The organism is Streptomyces sp. NPDC079167 (assembly GCF_040686735.1).
Taxonomy (GTDB): domain Bacteria; phylum Actinomycetota; class Actinomycetes; order Streptomycetales; family Streptomycetaceae; genus Streptomyces.
Genome location: NZ_JBFBLO010000017.1, coordinates 19,670 through 36,325 on the forward strand (window position 1 = coordinate 19,670; position 16,656 = coordinate 36,325).

At 71.2% G+C, this 16,656-nt stretch carries 15 protein-coding genes and 1 riboswitch; of the genes, 6 read left to right on the forward strand and 9 right to left on the reverse strand.

Annotated features, from left to right (window positions below):
* Positions 1 to 123: 123 nt before the first annotated feature.
* Positions 124 to 516, reverse strand: coding sequence for a hypothetical protein (locus AB0P41_RS28955; protein ID WP_356714762.1), 393 nt, complete (start codon positions 514 to 516; stop codon positions 124 to 126).
* A gap of 729 nt (positions 517 to 1,245) precedes the next feature.
* Between AB0P41_RS28955 and AB0P41_RS28960 the strand changes: the two genes are divergently transcribed.
* Together AB0P41_RS28960 and AB0P41_RS28965 are read left to right on the forward strand one after the other, a co-directional pair.
* Positions 1,246 to 2,436, forward strand: coding sequence for an AAA family ATPase (locus AB0P41_RS28960; protein WP_365934980.1), 1,191 nt, complete (start codon positions 1,246 to 1,248; stop codon positions 2,434 to 2,436).
* A gap of 17 nt (positions 2,437 to 2,453) precedes the next feature.
* On the forward strand, positions 2,454 to 4,076 hold the full coding sequence (locus AB0P41_RS28965; protein WP_365934982.1) for a VWA domain-containing protein: 1,623 nt from the start codon (positions 2,454 to 2,456) through the stop codon (positions 4,074 to 4,076).
* 4 nt (positions 4,077 to 4,080) lie between these two features.
* Here AB0P41_RS28965 and AB0P41_RS28970 read toward each other — a convergent pair whose 3' ends face one another.
* The 8 genes from AB0P41_RS28970 to AB0P41_RS29005 all read right to left on the reverse strand — a co-directional run bounded on the left by AB0P41_RS28970 (position 4,081) and on the right by AB0P41_RS29005 (position 11,245).
* Positions 4,081 to 4,947, reverse strand: a complete 867-nt coding sequence (locus AB0P41_RS28970; RefSeq protein ID WP_356714759.1) for an ATP-binding cassette domain-containing protein — start codon at positions 4,945 to 4,947, stop codon at positions 4,081 to 4,083.
* Positions 4,944 to 5,693 carry a cobalt ECF transporter T component CbiQ gene (cbiQ, locus tag AB0P41_RS28975; protein WP_365934984.1) on the reverse strand — a complete coding sequence of 250 codons (750 nt, stop codon included), beginning with the start codon at positions 5,691 to 5,693 and terminating at the stop codon, positions 4,944 to 4,946. Before cbiQ ends, AB0P41_RS28970 begins: the two co-directional genes overlap by 4 nt.
* Positions 5,694 to 5,699: 6 nt before the next feature.
* Complete coding sequence (locus tag AB0P41_RS28980) at positions 5,700 to 6,050, reverse strand: energy-coupling factor ABC transporter substrate-binding protein (protein ID WP_356714757.1); 351 nt, start codon at positions 6,048 to 6,050, stop codon at positions 5,700 to 5,702.
* A complete protein-coding gene (locus tag AB0P41_RS28985; protein WP_356714756.1) occupies positions 6,047 to 6,757 on the reverse strand; it encodes an energy-coupling factor ABC transporter permease in 711 nt (236 codons plus the stop codon). Before AB0P41_RS28985 ends, AB0P41_RS28980 begins: the two co-directional genes overlap by 4 nt.
* A gap of 29 nt (positions 6,758 to 6,786) precedes the next feature.
* Positions 6,787 to 6,992, reverse strand: a riboswitch (cobalamin riboswitch).
* Positions 6,993 to 7,024: 32 nt separating this feature from the next.
* A complete protein-coding gene (locus AB0P41_RS28990; protein ID WP_365934987.1) occupies positions 7,025 to 8,362 on the reverse strand; it encodes a protein kinase in 1,338 nt (445 codons plus the stop codon).
* A complete protein-coding gene (locus tag AB0P41_RS28995) occupies positions 8,359 to 9,096 on the reverse strand; it encodes an FHA domain-containing protein (protein WP_365934989.1) in 738 nt (245 codons plus the stop codon). The genes AB0P41_RS28990 and AB0P41_RS28995 overlap by 4 nt, the downstream gene beginning before the upstream one ends.
* A 146-nt stretch (positions 9,097 to 9,242) precedes the next feature.
* Positions 9,243 to 10,265, reverse strand: coding sequence for an ABC transporter permease subunit (locus AB0P41_RS29000; protein WP_365934991.1), 1,023 nt, complete (start codon positions 10,263 to 10,265; stop codon positions 9,243 to 9,245).
* Entirely contained in the window at positions 10,262 to 11,245 is a 984-nt protein-coding gene (locus tag AB0P41_RS29005) for an ABC transporter ATP-binding protein (protein WP_365934993.1), read from the reverse strand. The genes AB0P41_RS29000 and AB0P41_RS29005 overlap by 4 nt, the downstream gene beginning before the upstream one ends.
* A 153-nt stretch (positions 11,246 to 11,398) precedes the next feature.
* On the opposite strand from AB0P41_RS29005, the gene AB0P41_RS29010 reads away from it, so the two are divergent.
* The 4 genes from AB0P41_RS29010 (at position 11,399) to AB0P41_RS29025 (ending at position 16,612) form a co-directional block, all read left to right on the forward strand.
* Positions 11,399 to 12,610: a histidine kinase gene (locus AB0P41_RS29010; protein ID WP_365934995.1), complete on the forward strand. Its 1,212-nt coding sequence runs from the start codon at positions 11,399 to 11,401 to the stop codon at positions 12,608 to 12,610.
* On the forward strand, positions 12,607 to 13,263 hold the full coding sequence (locus AB0P41_RS29015; RefSeq protein WP_365934997.1) for a response regulator transcription factor: 657 nt from the start codon (positions 12,607 to 12,609) through the stop codon (positions 13,261 to 13,263). The genes AB0P41_RS29010 and AB0P41_RS29015 overlap by 4 nt, the downstream gene beginning before the upstream one ends.
* A 160-nt stretch (positions 13,264 to 13,423) precedes the next feature.
* Complete coding sequence (locus tag AB0P41_RS29020) at positions 13,424 to 15,826, forward strand: beta-N-acetylglucosaminidase domain-containing protein (RefSeq protein ID WP_365934999.1); 2,403 nt, start codon at positions 13,424 to 13,426, stop codon at positions 15,824 to 15,826.
* A 147-nt stretch (positions 15,827 to 15,973) separates the two neighbouring features.
* Positions 15,974 to 16,612 (forward strand): LysE family translocator, encoded by a 639-nt coding sequence (locus AB0P41_RS29025; RefSeq protein ID WP_356714747.1) that lies wholly within the window; start codon positions 15,974 to 15,976, stop codon positions 16,610 to 16,612.
* The last annotated feature ends 44 nt before the right edge of the window (positions 16,613 to 16,656 follow it).

Consider the following 16,656-nt stretch of genomic DNA (forward strand, 5'->3'; position numbering starts at 1 on the left):
TGGCGCGCCCGAGGGCGGCGCGTCGGCATACGTACGAGAACTGGAGCCCGGGGGCAGGGCGACATGGCCCGGCGTCCCGCGGCAGCGGGGCGAGGGGCAGGTCACCGGACGCCCGAGGTCAGCTCAGCAGCGGAACACCTGGAGCAGGGTGGGGGAGTGGGCGGTCGAGGATCTGGAGGCGTGGTGCGCGTCGCCCCTCGCGGCGACAGCCGCCGGGGCGAGCAGGCCGCCGGCGTCGATCGCCAGGACCGAGCGCGAAGGGGTCTCCGGAGCGGGGGCGCTCGCGGAGCGATGCCGGTCGCGGTGGCGCACCAGGCCGTTCGACTCGCCGCCGCGTTCGGAGGTGCCGCACGTGCCGTACTCGCCGTGCGCCTCGCCCGTGGGCACTGCCGGGAGCGCGGCTGCCTGCCATCCGGGGGCGGACGCCTGGGCGTCGCCCGAGGGCGTGCCGGAGTACGGCGCCAGGAGGAAGCCCATCAGGAGCACGAGTACGAACCGGACCGTCGCTGCTCGCACGCTTCACCTCCTCCTGGACTTCACCCGTCCTTCGGGACGCTAACAGGCCAAGGGGATTATGGAGTTAACCCTTTGTGAAGAGTCCGAAAGTCGACGCCTGACGAGCCGGATTATGTGGCGGCGTCCCCTCGGCCTCCGGAGCCGGCCGAACCGCCGTTCTCACCATTTGAGATCATCCGGGCCTCCGTGGCCGGGTGCATATGCCGGGCGATTGGCAATAGTCATATTCGCACAGTGGTTCGGTCGGGAAGGTCGGTTAACCCGTTGGAAACACGGCCACGGTTCACTGGACCGTTTCCGTCCTCAAGGCGGTCGCCACCCGGAGTGAGCGGCTCCGGAGCCATGGGCTGGGCACTCCCCGCCGGACCGAGACGCACGACCGTGCGGAGAAGTCCGAGTCCGGCGAAAGCCGACGACCCGGTGCGGGAAAGCAATGCCCCCTTCCGGACGCCATGGGCGGGAAAGGGCGGACCGCTCGGTCCGGCCGCCCAGGACCGTAATTCCGGAACGAGATCGTGTTTCCCGAAGGCATTTCCTCGTGCGCCGGTCACCCGGATTACATCCATGGTTGTCCGCGGCGGAAGGCGGACGGAGTTCGTGCGGGCCCCGGCGGCGTGTCGAGGACGTGTGAAATCGCACCTGCTCCCGGTCGGCATAATGATGGCCGCGGGCCGGCCTGCACCGTAATCCGCCGGTTCCCAGCAAGGTTGGCGGACAGGGGAGATGGCGATGGGCGCACAGGACACGGCGGAGCGACTGCGAGCGATCACCGGTGAACTGTCAGGGCTGTTCTACGAGCGGGACGACGTCATACGGACGCTGACGGTGGCGATGCTGGCCGGTCAGCACTCACTCCTGCTCGGCCCTCCGGGCACCGCGAAGTCGGAACTCGCGCGGGAACTGACGGGCCGTATCGGGAGCGCGAACTACTGGGAGATCCTGCTCAGCAAGTTCACCGCGCCGACCCGCATGTTCGGCCCGATCGACGTGGGGGCGCTGAGCCGGGGCGAGTACCGGCAGATATTCGACGGCCGGGCGACGACAGCACACATCGCGTTCATCGACGAGATCTTCAAGTGCTCCACCGCGGCTCTGAACGAAACCCTCGGGCTGCTCAACGAACGCCTCTACCACCCGGAGAACGGCGGCGAGCCGATCCACTGCCCCCTGATCAGCGCGATCACCGCGTCCAACGAACTGCCGGCCGGTGAGGACAGCGCCGCGATCTACGACCGGCTGCTGGTGCGGCTCGAGGTCGGGTACCTCGCCGACCCCTCCAACTTCGCGGGACTGGTGCGCTCCGCCGTCACCGCCCCGGCCGTCCTCACCCGGACGACGGTGGAGCTGGCCGAACTGCAACACGCCGTGACCGAAGCCGTGCCGGCCGTGGGTGTCCCGGACGCGATCGTCGACGCCTTGTGCACGCTGCGGGCCGCCCTGCGCCGCAAGGAGCTGATCTCATCCGACCGTCGCTGGCGGCAGTCGGTCCGGTTGCTCCAGGCGAGCGCCTTCCTGGACGGCCGGGACAAGGTGGGCCGGAACGACCTGTCGGTGCTCACCCATGTGCTGTGGGACTCGCCCGCCGAACGACCGGCCGTCGAACGAGAGGTGCTCCACCTGGTCAACCCCGACGCCAAGGAGGCGCTCGACCTCGCCGACGCCATCGAGGAGCTGGAGGCCCAACTCGACGCCAAGGCCGGGCAGTCCCGTGAGGCACTGGGCGACTGGGCGATCAGGGAGGCGATCACCAAGCTCAACACGGCAGGAAAGAAGCTGGAGAGACTTCGCAAGGAGGCCGGGACCGCCGGACGCTCCACGGCTACCGTGGAGCGTGTGATCCTCCTTCAGCGAGCCGTCCACGCCCGTGTCCTGACCGAAGCGCTCGGGGTGGACGCGAGTATCGTCCAGGCCCGGCTCTGAGCGGCGGGGGCACGGTCATGGAGGAGAGACCCGGCGGGATCGCGGACCTGACGGCCCGCGCCGGCAAGTGGCTGGGGCCGCCCGCTGACACGGGCCGCCCGAAGGCGCACACCGCGGTGGCCGGCGACCGGTTCGACACGATGGCCTGGCGCGACACCTACACCCAGGCCACCGGGCTGCAGCGACTCGCGAGGGACCTGAACGAACGCTTCGACCACACCGAGGACCTGCTCGCGGACGTGTTCCTGGCCGCCTACAAGGTCAGCCCGCAGATGCGCGAGCGGGCCGAGATGGACCCCTCACGGCTGGTCAACCACCAGGTCGTCACGGCCATGACGGGCAGCCCGGAGTTCGCCGAGCTGCACCGCGAGACGTCCGGCGACCCCTACGCCGCCGCGATGGGGGTGCTGGCCCAGTCCGACGCCCTGCGCCTGATGCTGGAACTGGCCAAGGAGGCGGCGGACCGGGCCCGGCGGGCGAAAAGCGCCCAGGAGCGGGCCGAGCACGCCGCGGCCGCCGTCACCGGAGCGCTCCAGCAGGCCGGCGGGGAGACGGACGAGGACGGCACGGTGCCTGACGCCACGGCCGACGCCCTGACGCGGGCCGTCGAGACGGCCGAGGCCGCCGACGCCGCCGCGCGGCAGGCGGCACAGGAGGCCGGGCAGGCACTCGCCGCAGCGGCTCCGGGCATCCGCGCGGCCGCGCGGAGCGGCTCGGGCAAGGCCGCCGGGCAGTCCCGCGAGGAGGCCGAGCTGATGCGCGCGTGGGGTGTGGGCCCGGGCGAGCTGGAGCGGATGCCGTTCGACCGGCGTGCTCGCCTCGCCGAGCGGCTGCGCTCCGGCCGGCTGGGGCGGTTCGCGGACCTCATCGGCCGGTTCAGGCAGATGGCCGACGGGGAACGCGCCCGCAAGGTCGAGCAGGGCACGGGCGAACTGGTCGGAATCACCCTGGGCGACGACCTCTCCCGGGTCATCCCCTCCGAGCTGGCGAACCTCGGCGTACCCGCCATGAGGAGCGTGTTCGCCGCGAGGTACGCCGAGTCGCGGCTGATGCTCTACGACAGCCGAGGTGAGCAGACCACGGGCAAGGGCGCCGTCATCGCCTGTGTCGACTGCTCGTACTCGATGCTGGAGTCCGGACCCGGTGGTGTCACCCGGGAGGCGTGGGCCAAGGCCTGCGCCCTGGCGCTGCTGGACCAGGCCCGCCGGGCGCGCCGTGACTTCGTCGGAATCCTGTTCTCCTCGTCCGACTCCGTGAAGGTGTGCCGCTTCCCGGGCTCGCAGCCGGCCGGTATCGCCGACGTCCTCGACTTCGCCGAGCACTTCTTCGGAGGCGGTACGGAGTTCCGGACCCCGCTCGCGGCCGCCGTCAGGCTGCTGGACGAGGAGTTCAACTCGGACGGGCGCCGGCGCGGCGACATAGTGATGATCACCGACGGGGAGTGCGACGTCAGCAAGCAGTGGATGCGCAGCTGGAACGACGCCAAGCGCACGCTGGGCTTCCGCTCCTTCGGCGTGGCCATCGGGGCCACGCAGGCCGCCGGCCCCGGCACCGTCCTGGACGCGTTGTGCGACAACCTGCGCACCATCGAGGACCTCACCGACGTCCATGCCGCCGGCGACCTCTTCCGCGTCATCTGACCGCTCACCGGCGTGCGGCGGCCTGCCCCCTGCCGCCGGCGGGCGAGGCGAAGCCGGCGAGTTCCTCGGGGGTGCGGGGGCCGGGCGCCGACGCGTCCAGCAGGCCGTGCGCGCGCAGCAGCCGGGCGGTCGCGACGCCCCACGGCAGCCGCAGTCCGGCCTCCTCCAGGAGATCCGTACGGGCGAGCATCACCGGTGCGGGCCCGGCTCGGACGCCAGAGGGGGTGAGGAGCGCGGCGTCGTCGGCCCAGCGCAGGGCCAGGTCGACGTCGTGGGTCGCCATCATGACGGTGGTGCCGCTCTCCCGGAGGGTGCCCAGCGTGGCGAGCAGCCGCTCCTGACCGTCCGGGTCCAGACCGGCGGTCGGCTCGTCGAGGATCAGCACCCGGGGCCGCATCGCGACCGCGCCCGCGATGGCGGCCCGTTTGCGCTGCCCGTACGAGAGCAGATGGGTGGGCCGGTCCGCCAGTGCCGTGATGTCCAGCGCGCCCAGCGCCTCGTCCACCCGGGCCCGCACCTCGCTGTCGGGCAGCCCGAGATTCAGCGGTCCGAAGGACACGTCCTGGGAGACGGACGCGGCGAACAACTGGTCGTCCGGGTCCTGCACCACCAGCTGGACCGTCGTACGCAGCCGGGTCAGGCCCTTCCGGTCGTACGTGACCGGATGGCCCTCCACCGTCAACCGCCCCTCGCGGGGGCGCAGCCCGCCGCTGAGCAGACGCATCAGCGTGGTCTTCCCACTGCCGTTCCGGCCGAGCAGGGCGAGCGCACGCCCCGCCCGCGCCTCGAAGTCGAGACCGCTGAGCACGGCAGGGCCGTCCTCGTACGCGAAGGACGCGCCCCGCAGGGCGAGCAGAGCGGATTCGCTCATGAAAGGGGCCTTTCCAGGACGAAGGTCAGCGCGGCGAGGGCCGCGAGCAGGGTGATGCTCATGGCCACGAACCGGCCGGAGACGCGGGCGTCGGGTACCAGGACACGCAGGGTCCCGTCGTAACCGCGTCCGGCGAGACCCGCCTGGAGCCGTGCCGCGCGGTCGAAGGCCCTGACGAACGCGGTGGCCCCCAGCCTCGCCAGCGACCGCCAGGCGGCGGCCCGAGTGGTGTGCCCGAGCCGGGCCGCCTGGGCCTCCCGGATCCGGCGCACCGAGTCCAGGAGCAGGAAGCTCATGCGGTACGTCACCAGGGCGACGTCCACCACAGGCGCCGGCACCCCCGCCTTGACCAGGCGCGGCAGCAGGTCGGACATCGGGGTGGTGAAGGCGAACAGCAGGACCCCCAGCGACGCCGCGGAGGTGCGCAGCAACAGCTCACCGGCACGGTTCGGCCCCCCGTCGGCGAGGGTCACGAACCCTTCCGGCCCGCCGACCTGCACGAGCAGTGTGGCCGCCCCGGTGACGCAGAAACCCAGGGGAACCCGGTAGGCCCGCCAGAGGTGGCGGGCGGGCACACCGGCCGGCCCCAGCAGCACGGCGACGGCGGTGAGGAGGATCAGCACGGCTCCGGGCCAGGGCGGCAGCGAGATGGCCAGGACGGTGAGTCCCAGACCGAGTACGGCTTTGTCCACGGGATGGCGGCGGCGCCAGCGACTGCTGTGCGCCGCCGCGTCGATCGGCAGCACGAGCGCTCAGTTCTCCCGGGCCGCCGGCTCCCCGGCGCTCTCCTGCCGCGTGGTCCCGCGCAGCTCGCCCTGGCGGCGCCCGCGCCGGAGCCCGAAGTAGTAGGCGAGCACGCCCGCGCCCAACGCCGCCTGGAGGGCGAACAGCGCCGACTCGATCTCGCCCGACGGTGGTTCGTACAGCGGGGAGAACCAGGGTTCGTACCCGGGATCGATCTCGGTGATCGCCGTCTCGGCCTGGGCATCGGCCCCCGCGAACGGCTCCTTCTCGTCGTCGCCGAGGCCGAGGGCCAGCGGCAGGACGGCCAGCGCGGCCACGACGAGCAGCAGCAGGGCGTTGATCCTCGTGTTCTTGTTCATCGGGCCACCGCCTCGGTTCCGTCCGTCCTGGTCCGGTCCCGCCTTCCGGCGAGGAACACGCCGAGCCGGGTCAGATCTCCCTTGCTGGACTGCACCAGGAGCCGCATGACCAGAACGGTCAGGAGCCCCTCACTCACCGCCAGCGGGATCTGGGTGACCGCGAAGATGGAGCCGAACTTGCCGAGCGCGCCCAGGAAGCCGCTGCCCGGGTCCGGGAAGGCGAGCGCCAGCTGCACGCTCGTGACGCAGTACGTCGACAGGTCGGCGACGAACGCGCCGAAGAACACCCCCACCATCAGCGGCACGCCGTACCGGCGCAGCAGCCTGTAGACGGCGTACCCCGCCCAGGGCCCGACGATCGCCATCGAGAAGACGTTGGCGCCCAGCGTGGTCAGCCCGCCGTGGGCGAGCAGGAGCGCCTGGAACAGCAGGGTGATGGTGCCCAGGACCGCCATGATCGGCGGGCGGAACAGGATGGCTCCCAGCCCCGTGCCCGTGGGATGGGAGCAACTCCCGGTCACGGAGGGGATCTTCAATGCGGAGAGAACGAACGTGAAGGCCCCGGAAGCCCCCAGGAGCAGCGTGCTCTCGGGGTTCTCCCGTACTTCGCGCGTGAGTGAGCGGACTCCGTGGACGACGAACGGCGCGGACGCGACACCCCAGGCGATCGCGTGCGCCGGAGGCAGAAAACCCTCGGCTATGTGCATGGCTCAGCAGACCCTCTCCAGCACCTCGTGGATGGTTGAAGTGCCTTGGCCGGTCTCCTGGCTTACGGGTAACACCGCCCGAATTCCGCCTTCCCGGGTCACAAGGACCCAGTGGCTGCCCGTGAGGGCCGGAGCCGGACTTCCCGATCACAGTGGCGAGGGCCGCACCGGCATCACACCGATTTCCCGTTCACCAAGGCGTGGCGACAGTAGTGCCAGGCGGGGGACGATGACAAGCGGGCCCGAGATCACCGAGGGCGGCCACCGTCACGGTTCTTCGGCCCTGCGCAGGGCGCGCCAGGTCTCCGGGCCGACCGACCCGTCCGCGTCCAGACCGGCCCGTTCCTGAAAGGTGACGACGGCTCCATGGGTCATGGGCCCGAAGTCGCCGTCCACCTCGCCGACCTCGGTGATGCCGTGCAGGTGTCTGAGCAGGCACTGGGCCTCCCTGACCTGACTGCCTCCGTCTCCCCGCTTGATGGTGAAGTCCCAGGTGCCGCTGTGGCCCGCCATGAAGCCGCGGCCGTGCGCGTCCTCGTACACCACGGGTCTCTCACAGGTGGGCGGCGCCGCGCTCGGCTCCGCGGTCTCCGGCAGGAAGGTGTACGCGGCTCCTCCCAGCAGCACCGCCACGAGCGCCGCCGCGACGTGCAGGCGCCGCCACCGTCTCGGCCGCAGTCTCGGCAGTCTCGCCGAACGGGAGGCGCCCGCGGCACGCTCCACCCTGCGGAGCAGCGCGCCGGTGTCCGCGAGACGTCGCTCGTGCGTGGGGGCCAGGCACTCCCGCACGATGTCACGCCAGTCGTCGGGGAGGGCGGGGGACAGGCGCAGCTCCTCACCACCGCGCGCGTACTGCGTCGCCGCATCGGCCCGGGCCTCCGCGGTCGCGCCCGGCAGCGGGAACGACCCGGTCAGGACGACATGGGCCAGGACACCGAAGGCCCAGATGTCGCAGGTGGGGCGGATCCGCGTGCCACGCTCGTCGATCTCCGGCCAGAACAGCTCGGGCGGGGTGTAGTCGGGGGTGGCGAACGCCGGGGCGTAGGCGTGGGTGCCTTCCAGTTCGGCCGCCATGTTGAAGTCGGCCAGCCGGACCGAACCGTCCTTCAGGAGCAGCACATTGGCAGGCTTCAGGTCACCGTGCACCCACCCCGCGTGGTGCAGTTGGTGCAGACCCTCACAGATCTGCGCGAGCAGGGACGGTCCCGCCTCCGGGACCGGAGTCCGCTCCAGGAGCTGGTTCAGATCGGCCTCGGCCCGCTCCAGGACGAGGACGGTGGCGCCGTCCAGCTCCGGGCGGTCCGGGTCGTCGACCGTCAGCGTCTCGTACATGCGGATGAGGCGGGGCGTGCGGAGCCTGGCCAGCAAGTCGATCTCACGCTCGGTCAGTTCGCGCAGATGGCTGAGCTGACGTGGTGTGCGGGTGCCGGTGGGCAGGAACTTCAGCGCGGCCCGTTCGGGCGGATCCGGCTCGGTCTCGCCGTCGTCCACGCGCCGCCCCGTGTAGACGGTGGCGAACGCCCCGGAGGCGATGGGTCCGCCGACTTCCCAGGAGCCCACCCGGTAGCCCCTGGGGACGGAGACCGCGTGCAGCTGCCCGCTCACTGCGCCACCTTTCCGAGAGGCGTGAGCACCACGAGGTCGTCCTCGCGGACCAGGTCGAAGCGGAGCGCGAGCGCGACGAGGGACTCCTTCTTCCCGTGGACACGCTGACCGGGCTCCGCGGCGATCCGGTCGGGGCGCAACCGCAGCTTCACGGACAGATAGTCGATGTTCCAGTACATGGCCGACCGGCTGACGGTGGGCCAGGTCGGACGGAGCCGGTCCATCAGCTGTTCGACGGCCGGCAACGGGGCGCTGGTCGTACCGCGCAGCCTGGGTTCGCACAGGGCCGCCAGCACGGCGAAGTAGCGCTTGGTGCGGTCGAGTACGAAGGCCGGAACGGTGGCGGATCCGTCGAGGCCGTGGCGCGGGACGCTGCGGAACGCGTGGCGAGGCGCCCAGACGTCGAAGGTGAGCAGATCGCCCGAGGCCGGCAGGACCACACGCCCGAACTCGAAGGGCACGGGCGCCTCCAGCCGGCCCGGCGCGACCTTGATGTGCTCCCCGGCACCCTCCGGGTTCTCCACCACGTACGTCTGGTCCTCGCTGAAGTTGCTCAGCAGCCAGAAGGTCCTGTGCGCGACGATCTCCCCGGCGACCCTGGCCACCCCCGCGTGTATGACGGCGAAACCTCCGTCGCTCCCGGACCGGCCGAAAGCCACGCGTTCACCTGCGGTGATCCTGATCTGATCCTTGACGTCGCCGCACGACGGCGGCACGACGATGACGCTGTACATGAGGTCCCCCTCCCCGATCGATCGGGGTCAACTCTCCCCAGTTCAACGCCGGAAAGCCTACGCATGTGCCGGAGCAGAACCCAGCGGTGCGGCCTGCTCGGCGGGTCGGCGTACACACAGCAGCGGCTGCGGTCCGGGGCCGGAGGTCACAGGAGCCGCTTGCGCCCCCGGAGGAGGACGAAGGTGGCGACGGCGGCGGCGACGGCGAGCATGACGCCGGCTCCGAGCCACTGCATCGTGTCCATCTGGGCGACGGGGAGATAGTCCAGGGACCAGCCGATGACGTGCTTGGACTCCAGGCAGGCGGTGTGCGCCCGGTCGTCCTCGATCTGGTCGAGACAGGTGGTCCAGTCCAGACGGTCCCCGGAGCTGGTGAGGAAGTAGGTGCCCTGCCCCTGCTGCTCGGCCTCGGTGGGCAGTTCAGGCGGTGCCGCGCCGGGTCCGACGCCCTTGTCGGTGGTGAGCGACAGGACATGCCCCAGACTCCGCCAGAGCTCGTCCCAGACGAAACCGATCGCCACGACGATGCCGAGCGTGACCACCATCGACACCAGCGTGCGGCGCAGGACCATGCCGGCCGCCACACCCACCGTGAACGTGAGGAGGGCGTAGGCCACCGGTGTGACCCCCGTGACGCTGAAGAAGGAGGTCCAGATGAGACCGCTGGACAATCCCTTGACCGGGTGCCACCACCAGGTGAGGACGGCACTGAGCACGCCGGTGGACAGGGCGAGCATCACGGCGGGAACGGCCAGTTTCGTCGTGAGCCACCGCAGTCGGCTGACGGACTGCGAGGTCACGAGCTTGGCCGTGCCGCTCTCCAGGTCGCCGGCGACGAGCGGGGCCCCGAGGAAGACACCGGCCAGGACGGGGATGTAGCCGAGGTAGCTTCCGATGGTGAACAGACGGTGGGCGTGCGTCTCGAACTCGGTCGGCAGGCCGCCGGCCCTCCGCGACGTCGGGTCCTGGGTGGCCAGGAAGTCCATCATCTGCCCGCGCAGGTGGACCATGACGACCACGCCGAGGAGAGTGACGGCGATGAGCGTCCAGAACGCGGCGCGGTGCTGTCGCCAGACCAGCCAGACCGGACCGCCGAGCCGGGGGATCCAGTGGTTGCGCGCGGACCCGGTGGGCGCTGTGCGCGCCGGGTCGTGAGTGAGCGTGGTCATGCGGTCACAGCCTTCGTGCGGTCGTGGGTGAGGATGTCGTGGATGTCGCCGACGCGGGCGCTGGGGGCGATCAGCGGAGGCGCGTCGGGTGACCGCAGGTAGGCGAGCAGGAGCTCCTCCAGGGTGGGAGGCTCGACCGGCCCGCCGTATTCGACCGGTCCGCCGAGACGGGCCAGGACGCCCGGCCGGCCCTCGTCGTGCGATCCGATGACGCTGTGCGGTGCGAGGGCGGCGGACGAGGCGTCCCCGGACTCGGCGAACAGCGCGTGTGCCGCGCGCAGTTCGTCCGCCTCGCCGGCCAGGCGCAGGCCGCCGTTCGCGATGACGAGCAGGTAGTCGCAGATGTGCTCCAGCTCGGCGAGCATGTGCGAGGAGACCAGCACCGTGGTGCCGTGCTGGGCGGCCTCCGCGGTCAGGGTGGCCATGAGCTCGCGACGGACCAGCGGGTCCAGATCGGCCATCGGCTCGTCGAGGATGAGCAGGTCGGGGCGCTTCCCGAAGGCCAGGGCGAAGGCGACGCGGGTGCGCTGCCCTCCGGACAGCGTGCCGACCTTCGCCTCCAGCGGCACCTGGCCCGCGCGGACGATGCCCTCGGCGACCTCCTGGTCCCAGCAGGGGTTGAACTCGCGGCCGAGCCGCAGGGTCTCCGCGACGGTGAAGCGCCGGAACAGCGGCTTCTCCTGGGTCAGGAACGCGGTCCGCAGGACAGCTTCCGTCGACCCCGGCGCCGCGCCGAACACCCGCAGGGAGCCGGTCGTCGGCCGGATCATGTGGGTGGCCAGGCCCATCAGCGTGCTCTTGCCGGCGCCGTTCGGGCCGACCAGGCCGCACACCCGCCCGGCAGGCAGCCGGAAGGAGACGTCCCGCAGCGCCCAGCCTCGCCGGTACTGCTTGCCGAGCCCATGGGCCTCGATCGCAGCCGAGCCGACGGGGCGCCCGGACCCCGGCCCGCTTCCGTGGTGCACCTCTGCGTGGTTCATGTGACTCCTGTGCGTGTGGGAGGGTCGGCTGTGACACGCCGCCCCGGTGGACACCACTCTTCTCCGCCGTGGCCTGCGGCGGATCAGGCAAAAGACAGATCATTCGCGGCCGGCTCCGACTTTCGGCCGGTCGGCGGGAGGACGGTGAGAGAGATGCCGGCGAGGTCGGCCGCACCCACAGCCACACGGTGGAAGGACCATCCGCAGCTGCTTGTCACGGTCCGGCTGGTTCTGGTCGTGGCCCTGGCCGGCCTCGTCGTACTGGACTGGGTGGGCGGCGATTTCTATCGGATCGGCGGACCTGACGACTCCGCGCTGGGCATCGTCAAGCTGGGTGGCGCACTGCTGGCGATCGCTCTGGTCGTCGCTTCACCCAGGCTCGGCAGCCGGGCGCTGCCGGCGGCCGGTTGCGCACTGGCGGTCGTGTCGCTGTGTATCTCGGTGGTGCTGCACGTGGAGATGTCGGTCAGCTCGCAGGCGCTGGGATACGCCGAACCGGCGGCTCTGGTGTGGATCCTGCTGGTCGTCGCCCGGCGCGGGGCGCCGTCGTGGGCGGCGGTGGCCCTCCCCGTGCTCCTCATGGCGATCGTGCTGCGGCCGGTCTCGGTCTCGGTGCGGCAGTCCACCACCATCTTGGCGCTGCTCTTCGCGCTGGCAGCGGTCACGGCGCTGGGCACCGGCCTGGGGATGCGCCTGCTCCTGGCGGACCGGCGACGGCAGGCCGCGGCCCTCAGGCTCGAGCAGCGGACGGAGTTCGCCAGGGACCTGCACGACTTCGTCGCGCACCACGTGACCGGAATCGTCGTCCAGGCACAGGGCGCCTACGCGATCGCGGACCGGCGGCCCGAACTGGTGCCGCCGGCGCTGCGGAGAATCGAGCAGGCGGGCTCGGAGGCGCTGACATCCATGCGGCACATGGTGGGAATGCTGCGCGACACCGACGGGGAAGTGGCGCTGACGCCGCTGGCGGGCATCGGCGAGCTGCGTTCCCTGGTGGAGGAGTTCTCGGCTGTCGGAGGAGCCCGCGCCCGGCTCGATCTGGAAGGGACCTTCGACGACCTGCCGGTGGAGGTGACCACCACCGCGCACCGTGTGGTGATGGAGGCACTCACCAACGTACGCAAGCACGCCCATGGCTGCACCGAGGTACGGGTGCGTGTGTACCGCTCGGCAGAACGTCTCACCGTACGGGTCAGCGACGACGGGCTGCCGCGCCATGTCTCGCGGAACGGCTTCGGGCTGAAGGGCCTGGCCGAGCGGGTGGGCCTGATCGGCGGACGTGTCCAGGCGGGCCCGGTGACGGCGGGCGGCTGGGGCGTCGAGGCGACGCTTCCCGTGTCCGCGGCAGGGGTGGCGGTCCGATGACGATCCGTGTGCTGATCGCCGACGACCAGGCGATGGTCCGTGCGGGGTTCGCGATGATCCTCGCCGCGGAGGACGACATCGACGTCGTGGCGGAGGCCTCGGACGGGGTGTTCGCGGTGGAGCTCGCCGAGCGCCACCGGCCCGACGTGGTGCTGATGGACATCCGTATGCCCCGCATGGACGGTCTGGAGGCGTTGCGCAGGCTGACCCGCCCCGGCACCGTGGACCCGCCGAAGGTCGTCGTGGTCACGACGTTCGACGACGACGAGTACGTCCAGCGGGCCCTGGGTGAAGGCGCCTCCGGGTTCCTGATCAAGGACTCGGGCCCTGCCCTGCTGGTCGAGGCCATCAGGGCGGCCGCCTCCGGCGAGGCGCTGGTGAGCCCGGCCATCACCGTACGGCTGCTGCGGCGCCTCAACAGCGCGACGCCCGTGCGCCGGGAGCCGCACACCGCGCTCTCCGTACGGGAGAAGGGCCTGGTGCGTCTGGTGGCCAGAGGGCTGACCAACGCGGAGATCGCCGTCGAGCTGTCCATCTCGGTGGGCACGGTGAAGACGCACCTCGCCAACGTCCAGACCAAGCTGTCCGCCCGCAACCGTGTGGAGATCGCCGCGTGGGCTTGGGAGTCCGGTCTGGTCGAAGGACGAGAATGAGCTGGGCATGCCAAGTCGGGCCCTCGGGGCTCGTGTTGGCCAGGGTAAAGGGGAGTGCCGAAGAGGTCTAGACCCCCTACGTCTTACCTCTTGGCTCCCGGCGCCGCACCATCCATGAGAGCAAGGGCATTTGATGGTCCGGACCATGCTTGGAGAGCTCATGGGAAGAAACCTGAAGGCCACCACGGTGCTCGGCGTGTGCTTCGCACTCGCAAGCACCCTGGCGCTCGACGCGTTGCCGGCCGCCGCCGACGGTGCCACCCCCCGCGCTGCCGCGGCCGTGCCGTCGGTCTCCCCGGCCCCGCAGTCCCTCACCCGGGCGGGCGCGGACGCCGTCGTTACCGGCCGGGTGCTCGTCGTGGCGGACAAGGACACCGACGGCGCTGCCCGCGACCGCCTCGTCCGCGAACTGAAGGCACACGGCGCCCACCGGGTGGACATCGTCCCTCCTGGAAAGGTTCCCGAGGCCGCCGCCGGACTGCTCACCGTACGGCTGGGTCCGGCCACGCGCTCCGACATCGCGGCGGGGCTCGGCGACACGGCGGTTCCTGACCACGCGGAGGGCTACGCGCTGCGCGTCTCGCGCACCGGACCGGGATCCCGGATCACCCTCGGTGGCAAGGACGCCGCCGGCCAGTTCTACGCCGTGCAGACCCTGCGCCAGTTGTTCGTCCGCTCCGGACACCACGGCTGGAAGGTGTCCGGTGTACGCGTCAGCGACTTCCCGTCGATGCCGCTGCGGGGCACCATCGAGGGCTTCTACGGCCAGCCCTGGACGCCCGCCGAGCGCCTCGACCAGATGGACTTCTACGGGGACGTCAAGGCCAACACGTACATCTACGCGCCCAAGGACGACCCCTACCACCGGGGTGAATGGCGCGAGCCCTATCCGGCCGACAAGCTGGCGGAGCTGGGCGAGCTGGTGGAACGGGCCACGGCGAACCACGTCCGCTTCACCTTCGCCGTCTCCCCCGGGGAGTCGATCTGCTACTCCGACCCCGCCGACCGCAAGGCGCTCAAGGACAAGCTCCAGGCGCTGTACGACCTCGGTACCCGCGCCTTCTCCCTCCCGCTCGACGACATCGACTACGCCAGCTGGAACTGCGAGGGCGACCGGGAGGCATACGGAGAGCCGGGCAGGGGAGCGGCCGGAAGGGCCCAGGTCGACCTGCTCAACGACGTACAGCGCGACTTCATCGCCACCCACCAGGGCACGTGGCCGCTGCAGATGGTGCCCACCGAGTACTCCGACCTCTCCGAAACGGCCTACAAGAAGGCGATACGGGACACGCTGGACCCCGCGGTCGAGGTGATGTGGACCGGCGTGGGCGTCGTGCCGGAACGAATCACCAACGCCCAGGCGGAGCAGGCGGCGACGGCCTTCGGCCGCAAGGTCTTCGTGTGGGACAACTACCCCGTCAACGACTTCGGCAACACCAGCGGACGGCTGCTGCTCGCACCGTACGACAAGCGCGAGGCGGGCCTGTCCGAGCACATCTCCGGCATCGTGGCCAACCCCATGAACCAGCCGTACGCGAGCAAGGTCGCCGTCTTCGGGACCGCCGACTTCACCTGGAACGACCGGGCGTACGACGCGGAGAGGAACTGGCGTAACGCCATGTCCTATCTCGCGGGCGGCGACCGCGAGGCCACCGCGGCCCTGCTCGTCCTCGGCGACCTCGAACACATGGCCCCGACCTTCGGCGCCACTCCCTGGCAGCCCCAGGCCCCCGGACTCGCCCGGCGCACGGCGGAGTTCTGGAAGACATGGGACGAGGGGGACCGTGCCGGTGCCGTCAAGGCCCTGCGCACCTACGCGCACGCCGTCGAGCGAGCCCCGGCCACGATCCGCGGCGGATCCGTGGAGAGGGGGTTCACCGTCGACGCGGCACCCTGGCTGGACGCGACCGAGCTGTGGGGCAAGGCGATGGTGACGATGCTCGACGCACTCCAGGCCCGGCAGGCGGGGGACGAGGAGAGCTCCGCCCGGCTGCTGGCCGAGTCCGACAAACTCCAGCGGCGGGCCCGCGCCGTGCGGGTCGACCCGGCGCGCAACTCCTGGGGGAAGGTCCAGCCCAAGGTGGGTGACGGTGTGCTCGACACCTTCCTCGTCCAGGCCGGTGTCCGGCTGCAGCTCTGGGACTCCGCGGGAGGCGGCGAGAACCTGGCCCTGAAAGGCAGGGCATCCGCGTCCGGCGTGGAGCAGGACCTCGACCGCCTGGCGCCCGGCCATGTCAACGACGGCCTGATGGGCACCCGCTGGGCATCCGGTTACACGGACGACGCATGGGTGCAGATCGAACTCGCCGCCCCGGCGAAGGTCGCCGCGGTGACCCTCGCCTGGGAGGGCGCCTGTGCGACGGAGTACGCCGTCCAGACCTCCCAGGACGGGAAGGAATGGAAGACCGTGTCCACGCAGCGCCCGGACGCCTGCGGCAACGACGTCGTACGGCTCCCCGCCGACGAGGCCGTGCGATACGTCCGCATGCAGGGGGTCGAGCGGAAGACGACATGGGGCTACTCGATCCACGAGATGGGCGTCTACGGAGCCACCGCTTCCTGACGCGCATGACACACCGGAGGACGGGCGCTGCGCGGCAGCCGCCCGTCCTCACCGGTCGCAGCGCCTCCGCGAGGGGGTCCGTCCGGACCGTGGGCGGGCCGGGAAACCGCTGGAGGAGCGCACTCTCCTCGTGCTTGCATGACCGTCATGGTGTCCACCGACCGCTTGCTCGCTTTCGCAGCCATGTCATTCCTGCTGATCATCGTCCCCGGCCCCAGCGTGCTGTTCGTGATCGGGCGGGCGCTGGCCCAGGGACGCCGCGCCGCGCTGACCACGGTCGTGGGGAACACCCTCGGCGCCTATGTGCTCATCGTGGCCGTGGCGTTGGGGATCGGGTCCCTCGTGGAGGGCTCCGTCCTCGTCTTCACCGTGCTCAAGCTGGCCGGCGCCGCCTATCTGGTGTATCTCGGCGTGAAGGCCTGGCGGGAGCGCGGTTCGCTGCGGGCCGCGTTCGCCGGCGGCGGGGCGGCTCAGGGTGGCTCGCGCACGTTCTGGGAGGGGTTCGCCGTCGGTGTGTCGAACCCCAAGACCATCGTGTTCTTCGCGGCCGTCCTCCCGCAGTTCGTCGACCGCGACCAGGGGCACGTGGCGGCTCAGATGCTCGTGCTCGGCCTGGTCTTCAACGTCATCGCGGTGGTCTCGGACTGCGCGTGGGGGCTGGTCGCGGCCACTGCGCGGGACTGGTTCGCCCGCTCGCCCCAGCGGCTCTCCCTGGTAGGCGGCGTCGGCGGGCTCGCGATGATCGGTCTCGGCGTCACCGTGGCCACGACGGGGCGCAAGGACTGACTCCCGCTGCGATGACATCGCTCGCGGGAGTCGGTCCGAAACGG

Bases quoted from the DNA above. Each gene is read 5' to 3' on its own strand.
- AB0P41_RS29005 (WP_365934993.1), bottom strand. From the start codon at position 11,245: ATGAACCACGCAGAGGTGCACCACGGAAGCGGGCCGGGGTCCGGGCGC.
- AB0P41_RS29025 (WP_356714747.1), top strand. From the start codon at position 15,974: ATGGTGTCCACCGACCGCTTGCTCGCTTTCGCAGCCATGTCATTCCTG.
- AB0P41_RS29000 (WP_365934991.1), bottom strand. From the start codon at position 10,265: ATGACCACGCTCACTCACGACCCGGCGCGCACAGCGCCCACCGGGTCC.
- AB0P41_RS29020 (WP_365934999.1), top strand. From the start codon at position 13,424: ATGGGAAGAAACCTGAAGGCCACCACGGTGCTCGGCGTGTGCTTCGCA.
- AB0P41_RS28960 (WP_365934980.1), top strand. From the start codon at position 1,246: ATGGGCGCACAGGACACGGCGGAGCGACTGCGAGCGATCACCGGTGAA.
- AB0P41_RS28995 (WP_365934989.1), bottom strand. From the start codon at position 9,096: ATGTACAGCGTCATCGTCGTGCCGCCGTCGTGCGGCGACGTCAAGGAT.
- AB0P41_RS29010 (WP_365934995.1), top strand. From the start codon at position 11,399: ATGCCGGCGAGGTCGGCCGCACCCACAGCCACACGGTGGAAGGACCAT.
- AB0P41_RS28985 (WP_356714756.1), bottom strand. From the start codon at position 6,757: ATGCACATAGCCGAGGGTTTTCTGCCTCCGGCGCACGCGATCGCCTGG.
- AB0P41_RS28980 (WP_356714757.1), bottom strand. From the start codon at position 6,050: ATGAACAAGAACACGAGGATCAACGCCCTGCTGCTGCTCGTCGTGGCC.
- AB0P41_RS29015 (WP_365934997.1), top strand. From the start codon at position 12,607: ATGACGATCCGTGTGCTGATCGCCGACGACCAGGCGATGGTCCGTGCG.
- AB0P41_RS28965 (WP_365934982.1), top strand. From the start codon at position 2,454: ATGGAGGAGAGACCCGGCGGGATCGCGGACCTGACGGCCCGCGCCGGC.
- AB0P41_RS28970 (WP_356714759.1), bottom strand. From the start codon at position 4,947: ATGAGCGAATCCGCTCTGCTCGCCCTGCGGGGCGCGTCCTTCGCGTAC.